Source organism: Gangjinia marincola, from assembly GCF_039523415.1.
Lineage (GTDB): Bacteria > Bacteroidota > Bacteroidia > Flavobacteriales > Flavobacteriaceae > Gangjinia > Gangjinia marincola.
The window spans coordinates 1-13,397 of the sequence record NZ_BAAAFG010000002.1; the positions used below are offsets into that span (position 1 = coordinate 1).

Sequence of the window (13,397 nt, forward strand, 5' to 3'; positions counted from 1 at the left end):
ATGCAGTAGATATAGAAGCATCAGTAACCGTACTATTCGTTCCAGGATAACTCGCTGCGACTACACTACCATCTGCATTGGTTGCAGGTGGATTGCCTGTGCCGTAAGCACCTCCATCGCCTCCATCTGCATTGGGATCATTATACGCCTCATTAGCATCACTACATCCATCATTATCGCTATCCAAATCAAAACAATCTAAAATACCATCACCATCTGTATCTACCGCAACAGCCGCCTTGATTCCAAATTGTGCCACATTCTCACCGTCTCCTCCTGAAAATTCAAATGTCAATGATGAAACGGCAAGATCAGAATCTGTGATGTTTTGAAATGCAGGGAAATCAAGTAAGCCGTAAGCTTCGTTATCACCGCCATTAGTCGTTGGATCCTGAATATAATTTATCCCGCTTAGCTGAAACTTCTCTACTATTTCAGTATTACCACCTCCTGCACCTGCAAAATCTTCCGTCGTTGCTAATACATCAAAGTTGACATTGTTGATGACTGTACCGTTATTTAAGGTAACACTAAAATTACCCAGACGAGCAGTTGAAGATGATCTACGACCAAAATCGCGAATATAGAATTTGAGATTGGTTACAGGATCTGCAAAACTTACTGTAAACGTTCCATTATTAGCAGCACGTTCGTTGAATTCTATGTAGTCATTATTTCCATTTGCATCAAATAATCCTCCTGTCGTTGAGATGGTTACACTAGTAGCCCCAACGTTTGAATTTAAAAGTGCTGTTTGATTTCCTGTGCCTGAAGTACTACCTCCAGTTTCCCATATTTCTGCCTCACCACATTCTACCGTATCTAAAATTCCATCATTGTCATCATCGACGTCTACGTCATCATTTACTCCATCATTATCAAAGTCTGAAAAAATTGAGGGCGTAAAATCATCCTGATCATCTTCAGTAATATCATCATTATCTGGAGTTGAATCGGGATCGAAGAAAGTGCTTGAAGTGATCTCAGCGACATTAGTATAATCCCCAAAAAAGTTTATGGTTGCAGTAATATCTAATTCTGCAAAATCTCCCGAAGCTATTGCCGGTAATGACCAAACACCTGTCCCGCTATCATATGTTCCGCCGCTAGGAACTGCATTAACGAATGTATATCCCGAAGGCAAAATATCGGTTAGTTCAGCGGTGAATAAAGGCAGATCCTCGGGACCTGCGTTAGTTACGGTGATCGTAAATGTTATGTTATCACCAATCTCTGCACTAGCAGGACCTGTTTTATTAACTTCTAAGTCTGAAAAAGGATCACAAGCAGTCGTAATGGCGCTTGTTATTGTAGCCACATTGGTTCCAGGATATGAAGCTCCAATAACGGTACCGTCAGGATTAGTGGGCGGCGGTGAACCCGTACCGAATTCTCCGCCATCTCCGCCATCGGCTACCGGACTAACGTATGCCTCATTCGCATCACTACAACCATCATCATCACTGTCCAGATCTAAATAATCCGGATCACCATTTGTGTCAGTATCTGCTACAAAATAGTCGATCAAACCACTATCCACGGTAGTTTCTACCGCATCTGGCAAACCATTAGCTCCAACAGCACCGTCTACTATACCATTAGTCTGGGACGCTCCATGACCTGCTTCAACTGCGTCGTATATACCATCGTTATCACTATCCAAATCCTGAAAATCTGGTATACCATCATTATCAGTGTCATTGTCACACAATAAATTTCCAGAAAATTGAATATTATCTACAGCGTAATATTCAACATCTGCACAATTCCCTGTGTTACCCCCGTTGATATACTCAACCTGTAAACTAATGTATTGTAAATCAGATAATACATTCGTCAAATCAGCAAGTGTTCCTGAAAATGTAGCATCATCAATGTTTAATGAATAGCTATTCCAAAAACCGTTTTCAAAATTTGCCAAATCAGCTGCTGATACAGCCTGATTTGCAGTTACAAAATTACCATTGGTGTCATAGAAAAATATATTTAATCCGCCACTGAACCATCCCGGATTGCCGGTAAAACCAACGCGATAATTATAATAATCCCACGTAAATGTTCCGCCTATATTAGAACTAAAATCAACACCACCAAAATTGGGACTCCTCACATAGGTTGTTCCCCCAATGGGATCTGCATCCACTAAATAATTTGTTCCTGAAGGGCTTGCGCCTGCAATATTTGCATTAGCAGCACCAGTGACACTTATTAGACAACCAACATTTGCTGTAACACCATCGGTAGAATTGGATGAAGGATTTGAAAATACCGCACCATTATTATTATTATTAATCGTATACCATCCCTGTGAAGATGTCGTGAAATCGAAAGCCGCGCGACATGGATTCTCCACAATATCAGGAATTCCGTCGTTGTCGTCATCCAAATCTGTACTATCTCCTATTCCATCTCCATCAAAATCTGTATCAATGATAGGTGTTACATCATCCTGATCATCCTCACCAGAAATATTATTATTTGGTGTAGAATCGGGATCATTATTTGGACTTGAAACAATTTGAGCCTCATTTGTATATAATCCTGATGCATCTACTGTAACTGTAATCTGAAGATTTACAGACGAACCATCACCAGGGATAGACGGCAAAGTCCATATCCCAGAACCAGCATTATATGCTCCTCCAGAATCATCACTAACATAAGTGTATCCACTTGGTAAATTATCCCTTACCTGTGCTCCGGCAGGTAAATCATTAGGCCCATCATTAGTGACTTGTATCGTAAAGATGATGGTATCACCGATTAATGGTGTCGTATTATTTACTGATTTAGCAAGGCTTAAATCACTCAAGCTCTCCACTACTATGGACACACTTGACTCATCATCTTCTAAAGGAGCATCTGTATCTGGTGAAATATCTGGTGAGCTATCAGGATCAAAGTTATCTGCAAAGGTTACTTCAGCAAAATTGGTGTAGTTTCCTGATACACCTACCTCTGCAGAGTAACTTAACACTGTAGTGGAACCAACACCTAAACTGGAAATCGTCCATGCGATTGTAGTGCCATTATCTGTTCCTCCTCCCAGTGCGGTGAAAGAAACAATTTCTGTGGGATATGTATCTTGAACAATGATACTGGTGGCAACATTTGGTCCATTGTTTACTACAGTAATGGTATACGTAACAATATCACCACTAGTAATACTTCCACTGCCGTCGAGATCATTAAATGAGTCTAATGCTTTTGTTATTTCAACATCACTAACCGGTTCCACAACAGGAGTGGTGCTTGCTTCATCATCTTCAACAGGAGCATCTGAATCTGGAGTTGGATCTGGTGTGGAATCGGGATCAAGAGGAGCTGCCGTAATTTCGGCGAAATTTGTATAATTTCCTGTAGCTGTTACTTCTGCTTCATATGTTAGACTTAGTGTGGTTCCTACGGGGATGGTCAAATTAGTCCACGTTACGAGGTTTCCTGTCTCTGTCCCGGCATTTGAGATCGCTGTAATATTAGTGTAACCATCTGGTACAGTATCACCTAGACTTACATTTGTAGCCACGTTGGGACCTACATTTCCTATTGATACTGTGAACGTTACAATATCACCGGCAGATATGCTTCCGCTTCCGTCATTATCAAGAGAAAGAAAAGAAGTTTTTGAAACTTGAAGATCACTTACATCAATAACCGTAGGTGTGAATTCTACCTGATCATCTTCGGCTAACACATTATTATTTTGTGGACTATCAGGATCAAAACTGTCACTGGCTGTGACCTCGGCCACATTGGTATAATTTCCTGTGGGGGCAATAGTCGCTCTGTAGGTCAATGTAATAGTCCCGCCCGAAGGAACTGAAAGACTATTCCAAATAATGTCATTAGCAACAACTGTAGCGGTAGGATTTATGAAACTTATCGCAGTATATCCATCTGGAAACGTATCTGTTACCTGAACCCCTGTCGCAGAATCTGGCCCTGCATTGGCTAGTGTAATGGTAAATTCAACAACATCTCCTGCTGTTATGTTTCCCGTTCCGTCATTATCAGTTATTAAAACTCCAGTTTTTGCTAATGAAAGGTCAGAAATTGGAACAATAACCGGTGTGAAACTGGATTCATCATCTTGAGAAGGTGGATCTGTATCTGGTGATGGATCTGGATTACTATCTGGATCGAAATTATCGCTTAGCGCGACTTCGGCAAAATTCTCATAATTGCCACTTGCTGTTGCGGTGGCTTCAAATGTCAAGACTATATTACCTCCCGCAGGTATGGTTAAACCTCCCCAAATCACAGTACTACCAGCGGCTCCCCCGCCGTTACTTATATTTACAGGATTGATGTATCCATCTGGAAAATTGTCACCAACTGCAACACCGGTTGCATCATTTGGACCGGCATTAAATACAGTAATTTCAAAAACAATGGTATCCCCATTACTAATCCCGCCATTTCCATCTGCATCAACGGTTATTACACCATTTTTAGAAAGACTTAAATCACTTACGGGATTCACTGTTAGTGTGAAGCTACTATAATCATCTTCAGTAGGATCGCCATTTCCAGGTGTACTATCAGGATCATTAGCCGCACTACTCTGTAATTCTGCTATATTGGTATAGTTCCCTGTCGCAGTTATGGTTGCTGTATAGAGTAAATCACCTGATCCGCCTGAGCCTAGTGCAAGATTTGACCATGTAATCGTATTACCAGATACTGTCCCTCCCAGATTGACCGCTGTGATTCCAGCATATCCATCGGGAAAGGTATCGGTAAATTCCAAGAAAAATGCATCATCTGGTCCATCATTCGTTACAGTTATGGCAAAAGTCACGAAATCTCCAGGACTTATATCCCCGCTCCCATCATTATCAATAAAGCTATCCAGTGATTTGACGATAGAAATATCTGCTTCAAACGAACAAACATTTGCAGCAGAATTTGTTGTCACATTCGTATTAGTACCGGGATAAGAAGCTCCAACAACGGTCCCATCTGTATTGACCGTAGCGGGATCGATGCCAAAAACACCACTATCACCACCATCTGCATTGGGATCACCATAAGCCTCATTCGCATCACTACAACCGTCACCGTCGCTATCTAATGAAAAGTGATCTGGTATATTATCGCCATTACTATCAAAAACCGGAGATATCGTATCACAAACACCATCTGAATCTGCATCGGTACAAGTTGAAGGTAGTCCATTCCCCTGATCATCAGCATCGTAATAGTTAGGAATACCATCATTATCGTTGTCGCCACTGGGGTCTACACCAATAGTATTTTCATCTGTATCTAAAATACCATCATTATCATCATCCAGATCTACCATATCCAAAACACCATCTGAATCATTATCTATAAAGCAGTTATAGACTTCAAAGGCTCCTGGCTCACAATTTTCTAAAAGAAAACCTCGTATTATTCCTCTTTGATCCACGCCTCCTACAGATGATCCGCAGGTTGAACCAGTTAATGCATCAAGTACCGAAGAATTACAGGGAAGTGATAGCGTTTGTGTAGGACCACCATTATTAGTAAGTATTGTCGACAAACGTATATTGGCATTGCTATCTTGATTCATAGAACCAACACAAGCATCTGGAGTGGTGGTCCAGTTACCTCCATCATCAACTATGGTTCCAGAGCCTCCGCAATTAGAGGCGTTACCACTGCGATCTACATTATCTACAATGAGTGAATTTCTAATTATTGTCGTTCCTCCAACAGATTGCTGAATTGCTCCAATACTTTGAGAAATATTATATGCAAATGTACAGTGATCAAATGTAGCATCCCCGTCTATTCGGCAAACACCACCAGTATTATTAGTATTCCCCGCACCACCAGTACCTGTTTCATTAAAAGCAAACGTACAATTTTCTAGGGCTAATGTTGACGAAGCACCGACATCAAAAGCACCACCATCATCCCGCGCTGTATTATTATTAAACGTTGAAGAAGTTACCGTGAAATTAGAAGCTTCAGCCTCAATAGCACCACCGTCATTCCCCGTGTTATTTCTAAACGTACAAAAATTAATATTGAATGTTGTGTATTCTGCATAAATAGCCCCACCGTTTGATCCTGGATTACCCGGATCTGCGCCACCATCTTGAGTGCCAGCGTTACCGTTTTGGAACGTTAAAAAATTGAAAGTAATTGTTTGAGGTGTGTTGCCTAAATCTGTTATAAAAATTCGGCTTCCGACGTTACTATTATTTATACCATCCCATCCTCCATCTAAAATGATGCTTTGAACGTCATTCCCATTAATTACAGTATCATCTGTAACCGTAATTACACCAGAAGTTAAGAAAATAGTTTGACCCGCTAAAGAAAGATCAAATTCGATGATATCCAGACCTGGATTTGCGTTCGCTTGATTAATAGCATCTCTCAAAGAACCGGGACCAGCGTCATTTGTATTAGTTACCGTAAACGTAGCTGAGTAACTTAGAGATGATAAAAGAAGCAATACAAGGACATGAGTACTTCTTATAAGTCCAAAAAAATTAGAAATATATAATCCAAATGTAGTTTTTCCCATAAAAGGACAATGTTTTTAAAATGCGAAACGCCAACGAAATCAGCCTATTTCAAGTTCAAATTTACAACTTGAAGTGCAAAGCAACTCATAAAATTTATACTGATTTTAACTGTTCTCGATAAAGGGCAATTTTATGACGTAAATCTACCTAAATATACTATAATACATAGGTTAGTGTTTCCTTATTTGTTCAAGTTGTTAAAAATCTTGTTAACAGAAAAACAGGAAGTTGAACAAAACTAATCCTATTCAAAATCGTTGTTTTCAAACTTTATACCAAATACATACGTAGAAATTCTAAGCTTGGTTTTCTTGATAAGATAACTGCTATCAAAACACATTAAATTGTAAATTTGCATCTTTATTTTTTCTCCTAACGGAACAATAATTATGAACTTCACTCAGGAAATTGCCCGAAGAAGAACCTTTGGAATTATCTCTCACCCGGATGCCGGAAAAACAACTCTGACAGAAAAATTACTTCTATTTGGTGGAGCAATTCAAGAAGCAGGAGCCGTCAAATCCAATAAAATTAAAAAGGGAGCAACTAGTGATTTTATGGAGATAGAACGGCAGAGAGGTATTTCTGTGGCGACATCTGTTTTAGCTTTTGAATATGAAGGCACTAAGATCAATATACTTGACACACCCGGTCACAAAGATTTTGCTGAGGATACATTTAGAACGCTCACGGCTGTAGATAGTGTGATTGTAGTGATCGATGTGGCTAAAGGAGTTGAAGAACAAACTGAAAAACTAGTAGAAGTTTGTCGCATGCGCAATATACCTATGATCGTGTTTATCAACAAACTAGATCGTGAAGGTAAGGACGCTTTTGACCTTCTAGATGAAGTAGAGCAGAAACTAAATCTGCGCGTCACCCCTTTGAGCTTTCCTATTGGTATGGGATACGACTTTAAAGGAATCTATAATCTTTGGGAAAAAAATGTCAATCTCTTTAGTGGAGATAGCAGAAAAAATATTGAAGAAACTATAGAAATTTCAGACCTATCTAACAAATCTTTGGATGAGTTAATAGGGACAGAAACTGCAGATCAATTAAGAGAGAACATAGAACTTGTTCAGGGAATATACCCAGAATTCAATCAACAGGAATACCTTGATGGAACACTACAACCTGTATTTTTTGGCTCTGCTTTAAACAATTTTGGTGTTCGGGAATTATTGGATTGCTTTGTCAAAATAGCTCCAACGCCTCGACCTAAGCAAAGTGCAGAACGTGTCATACAACCCGATGAGAAAGACTTTAGTGGTTTTGTATTTAAGATACATGCCAACATGGATCCCAAACACAGAGATCGGCTTGCCTTCATTAAAATTGTTTCAGGCAAATTTGAACGTAATGTACCCTACTTACATGTGCGGCATGATAAAAAGTTAAAATTTAGTAGTCCGAATGCTTTTTTTGCTGAAAAAAAACAGATCGTAGATACGTCTTATCCCGGAGATATTGTGGGTCTTCACGATACAGGTAATTTTAAAATTGGAGACACCTTAACACAAGGAGAGGCAATACATTTTAAAGGAATACCCAGTTTTTCACCAGAGCATTTTAGATACATTAATAATGCTGACCCAATGAAATCCAAGCAGTTGAATAAGGGGATTGATCAATTAATGGATGAAGGTGTAGCACAATTATTTACGTTGGAATTAAACGGAAGAAAAGTTATAGGTACTGTAGGAGCACTCCAATATGAAGTTATTCAATACCGTTTAGAACATGAATACGGTGCCAAATGTACGTATGAAAACCTTAATGTACATAAAGCCTGTTGGATTGAACCTGAAAATCCTAAAAGTGAAGAGTTCAAAGATTTTAAACGGGTAAAAAATAAATTTTTGGCAAAAGATAAAAAAGGACAACTGGTTTTCTTAGCTGATTCGCCATTTACATTACAGATGACACAGCAAAAATATCCGTCTATAAAATTTCATCTTACGTCAGAATATAAATAGCAAAAATCAATTTTAAGCCTTTATTACGCCTTTTCTAAGCAAATGGTAATGACGTGCATGCAAAAAAAGTAAAAACCGCTCAAGAGAGATTATTTTGAGCGGTTTTATTTTTTCTTATAATAGAAAGCTATATTAATACATTCGGATTATAGTTTAAATCTATTCTATGTTGCATCGTCTTAGGCTTGTCCCGTAGGACCAAAATTTAATGGAATTGGAGGACGTTCGTAGTCTTTAATTTCGCCGTGCGCATTTTCGAATTTCTTTACATTATCTGCCAATGCTTTTAATAAACGCTTTGCATGTTGCGGAGTAAGAATAATTCTGGATTTCACTTTATTCTTGGGTACACCAGGCATGATGTTGACAAAATCCACCACAAACTCTGATACAGAGTGATTAATTATTGCTAAGTTGCTGTAGGTTCCCTCTGCAATTGCTTGATCTAATTCTATATTGATTTGACCTTGCTTTCCTTTTTTATCTTTTTCTGCCATAGATTATAATTTAAAAACAAAATCCCATCTATGAGATGGGATTTTGTACATATTTAATTAAGAAGAGTAGTTTACTTCTTGCTGTTTGTGATGCTCAAGCATCTCATCATACTCCTGTTTTGAGCCTACAATGATGTTTTCAAAGTTTCTCATACCCGTTCCTGCTGGGATTTTATGCCCTACAATAACATTCTCTTTAAGACCTTCAAGATTGTCAATCTTACCACTCACCGCAGCCTCATTTAATACCTTAGTAGTTTCCTGGAAAGAAGCCGCAGATATAAAGGATTTAGTTTGTAATGAAGCTCTTGTAATTCCCTGTAATACCGGTTTAGCCGTTGCAGGTCGTACATCTCTTGCGGTTGCAAGGTTTTTATCTTCTCTACGTAAAATTGAATTTTCATCTCTAAGCTCACGTGCCGTTACGATTTGACCAGCTTTCAAGTTTTCACTGTCTCCAGCATCCTCAATCACTTTTTTACCGAAAATTTCATCATTTTCTTGAATGAAATCTGACTTGTGAACCAATTGGTTTTCTAAGAAAATAGTATCTCCAGGATCCTGAATATTCACTTTTCTCATCATTTGTCTCACGACAACCTCAAAATGCTTATCGTTGATCTTCACTCCTTGTAAACGATATACCTCTTGCACCTCATTTACTAAGTACTGCTGTACAGCACTTGGTCCTTTGATGTTTAAGATATCATTAGGCGTAACTGCACCATCAGATAAAGGCATACCTGCTCTTACATAATCATTTTCTTGGACAAGAATTTGATTAGAAAGTTTAACCAAGTACTTCTTAACTTCTCCCAATTTAGATTCTACGATGATCTCACGGTTACCTCGTTTAATTTTACCAAAAGATACTACACCATCGATCTCACTTACTACCGCTGGATTAGAAGGATTACGTGCTTCAAATAATTCAGTTACACGCGGCAAACCTCCAGTAATATCCCCTGCTTTGGCAGATTTACGTGGAATCTTCACTAAGATTTTTCCGATTTTGATTTTGTCGCCATCATCTACCATAATATGTGCACCTACAGGAAGGTTATATGAGCGAATTACTTCATCTCCCTTTCCTAAAATAAGCAGTGTAGGTATTTTCTTCTTGTCTCTGGTTTCAGAAATTACTTTCTCCTGGAAACCGGTTTGTTCATCGATTTCAACCTGGAAGGTAACTCCCTGTTCAATATTTTCATACTTCACCTTACCGGCAAATTCTGAAATAATAACCCCGTTGTAAGGATCCCACTGGCAAATCACTTCACCATTTTTCACCTTATCGCCAGGTTTTACGAAAATCTGTGAACCGTAAGGAATAACATTGGTACTCAACACAATTCCGGTCTTTTTATCGACAATTTTAGCTTCAGACGTTCTAGAAATAACGATATCTGCCGCATTCCCATCTGTATCTTCTCCCTTCACCGTTCTTAAATCTTCAATCTCAACGATACCGTCAAATTTTGAGATAAGTTTGTTCTCTTCAGAAATGTTTCCGGCAATACCACCTACGTGGAAAGTACGTAAGGTTAACTGTGTTCCCGGCTCACCAATTGATTGAGCAGCAACAACCCCTACCGCTTCACCTCGCTGTACCGTTTTACCGGTAGCAAGGTTTCTTCCGTAGCATTTAACACAAATACCTTTCTTAGCCTCACAGGTTAATGGAGAACGAACTTCAATACTTTCTATCACTGAAGCATTGATTTTAGCTGCCTGAACATCTGTAATTTCTTCACCTGCATGCACAATTACCTCTTCGGTTCTGGGAGCGATCACATCATTCAATGCCACGCGGCCAACTACTCGTTCACCAAGAGTTTCAACGACTTCTTCATTCTTTTTAAGCGGTGATACTTCAATACCACGTAACGTATCACAATCTTCATCGATTACTATGACATCTTGAGAGACATCAACTAAACGACGAGTTAAATATCCTGCATCTGCCGTTTTTAACGCCGTATCTGCAAGTCCTTTACGCGCACCGTGTGTAGAAATAAAATATTCGAGAATTGAAAGTCCTTCTTTAAAGTTAGAAAGAATAGGATTCTCAATAATTTCACCTCCACCAGAGTTTGATTTTTTAGGCTTAGCCATCAATCCACGCATACCGGTTAACTGGCGAATCTGTTCTTTAGAACCCCTTGCACCAGAGTCAAGCATCATAAATACTGAATTAAAGCCTTGCTGATCTTCTCTAATACGCTTCATTGACAATTCTGTCAACTCTGCATTGGTCGAAGTCCAAATATCAATCACCTGATTATAACGCTCATTATTTGTAATAAGCCCCATGTTATAGTTTCCGGTGATGCCGTCTACTTTTTCATTGGCCTCATCAATCAAATCTTGTTTTTCTTTAGGGATAATAATATCTCCTAAACTAAAGGACAAACCACCTTGGAAAGCAAACTGATATCCGTAGGTTTTCATCTTATCTAAAAAGTCTGCCGTTGTAGGAACATCGGTTACTTTTAAAATATCACCAATGATATCACGTAACGATTTTTTAGTCAATACCTGATTGACGAATCCGGCTTTTTCAGGTACGATTTCATTTAGTAAAACACGACCTACTGTAGTATCAATGATTTGACGCGTAAGCTCTCCTTCTTCATTAAAGTCCATGGTTCTACACTTGATCTTAGCATTAAGATCAACGCGCTGCTCATTGTAGGCGATAACCACTTCTTCTGGACTATAAAAGGTAAGACCTTCTCCTAGAATTGGCACTTCTTTAGTAGAAGAGCGCTCTTTAGTCATGTAGTATAATCCAAGTACCATATCCTGAGATGGCACCGTTACCGGTGATCCATTGGCAGGATTAAGAATATTATGAGAAGCCAGCATTAATAACTGAGACTCTAATATTGCCTCTGGTCCTAATGGTAAGTGAACCGCCATTTGATCCCCATCAAAATCCGCATTAAATGCAGTACATACCAATGGATGTAATTGAATCGCTTTACCTTCAATAAGTTTCGGCTGAAACGCTTGTATCCCTAAACGGTGAAGCGTTGGTGCACGGTTTAACAATACCGGGTGACCTTTAATTACGTTCTCTAAGATATCCCAAACCACAGGCTCTCTACGGTCTATGATTTTCTTAGCAGATTTTACAGTCTTAACAATACCACGCTCAATAAGTTTTCTTATGACAAAGGGCTTATATAGCTCTGCTGCCATGTTTTTAGGAAGACCACACTCAAACAATTTCAATTCTGGTCCTACAACAATAACTGAACGTGCCGAATAATCCACACGCTTTCCTAATAAGTTTTGACGGAAACGACCTTGTTTCCCTTTTAATGAATCTGAAAGTGATTTAAGAGGTCTGTTAGATTCTGTTTTTACAGCCGAAGATTTACGGGTGTTGTCAAACAAAGAATCCACAGACTCCTGAAGCATACGCTTTTCATTACGTAAAATCACCTCTGGCGCCTTGATTTCAATCAAACGCTTTAAACGATTGTTACGTATAATTACTCTACGGTATAAATCATTTAAATCTGAAGTCGCAAAACGACCTCCATCAAGCGGCACTAATGGACGTAACTCTGGCGGAATTACGGGAACCACTTTCATGATCATCCACTCAGGGTTGTTCTCTCTATTTTTATTTGCATCACGAAGTGCTTCAACCACCTGCAGACGTTTTAATGCTTCTGTCTTACGCTGTTTACTGGTTTCGTTATTTGCTTTATGTCTTAAATCATACGAAAGACTATCTAAGTCTAAACGCTTCAGTAATTCGATCAAACAATCCGCACCCATCTTAGCGATGAATTTATTTGGATCAGAATCATCTAGGTAAAGATTTTCTTGCGGAAGACTATCTAATATATTTAAATATTCCTCTTCAGTCAAGAAATCCATTTCCTTCACGGGCTCTCCTTCTTCATTCTTCGCAATACCCGGCTGAATCACTACGTAACGTTCGTAGTAGATAATCATATCAAGCTTTTTAGAAGGAAGACCTAATAAGTATCCTAATTTGTTAGGTAAAGATCTAAAGTACCAGATGTGCGCTACAGGAACCACAAGATTAATATGTCCAACACGATCCCGACGTACTTTCTTTTCTGTTACCTCTACCCCACATCGATCACACACGATTCCTTTGTAACGAATACGCTTATACTTGCCACAAGCACACTCATAATCCTTTACAGGACCAAAGATACGCTCACAGAATAACCCGTCACGTTCTGGCTTGTGTGTACGATAGTTTATTGTTTCAGGCTTTAAAACTTCCCCTCTTGATTCTGCAAGAATCGACTCTGGAGAAGCCAGTCCAATAGAAATTTTATTAAATTTCTTTACTTCGTTTTTATTATTATTTCTCGCCATGTCTTTTATTCAGTTATCAGTGGTAGTCT

General features: G+C 38.9%; 4 protein-coding genes. 1 reads left to right on the top strand and 3 read right to left on the bottom strand.

Translation table 11 applies throughout. The features are described from left to right. Nucleotides 1-6,523: choice-of-anchor Q domain-containing protein (locus ABD000_RS01520; RefSeq protein ID WP_343762917.1), on the bottom strand; the 6,523-nt coding region annotated here is incomplete at its 3' end. Nucleotides 6,524-6,913: 390 nt separating this feature from the next. On the opposite strand from ABD000_RS01520, the gene ABD000_RS01525 reads away from it, so the two are divergent. After that, on the top strand, nt 6,914-8,503 hold the full coding sequence (locus tag ABD000_RS01525) for a peptide chain release factor 3 (protein WP_343762919.1): 1,590 nt from the start codon (nt 6,914-6,916) through the stop codon (nt 8,501-8,503). Nucleotides 8,504-8,682: 179 nt separating this feature from the next. On the opposite strand, the gene ABD000_RS01530 is transcribed toward ABD000_RS01525, so the two are convergent. After that, nucleotides 8,683-9,000 carry a DUF3467 domain-containing protein gene (locus ABD000_RS01530; RefSeq protein ID WP_343762921.1) on the bottom strand — a complete coding sequence of 106 codons (318 nt, stop codon included), beginning with the start codon at nt 8,998-9,000 and terminating at the stop codon, nt 8,683-8,685. Nucleotides 9,001-9,057: 57 nt separating this feature from the next. Then, complete coding sequence (gene rpoC, locus ABD000_RS01535; protein ID WP_343762923.1) at nt 9,058-13,368, bottom strand: DNA-directed RNA polymerase subunit beta'; 4,311 nt, start codon at nt 13,366-13,368, stop codon at nt 9,058-9,060. Nucleotides 13,369-13,397: the final 29 nt, after the last annotated feature.

Bases quoted from the DNA above. Each gene is read 5' to 3' on its own strand.
- ABD000_RS01525 (WP_343762919.1), top strand. From the start codon at position 6,914: ATGAACTTCACTCAGGAAATTGCCCGAAGAAGAACCTTTGGAATTATC.
- rpoC (WP_343762923.1), bottom strand. From the start codon at position 13,368: ATGGCGAGAAATAATAATAAAAACGAAGTAAAGAAATTTAATAAAATT.
- ABD000_RS01530 (WP_343762921.1), bottom strand. From the start codon at position 9,000: ATGGCAGAAAAAGATAAAAAAGGAAAGCAAGGTCAAATCAATATAGAA.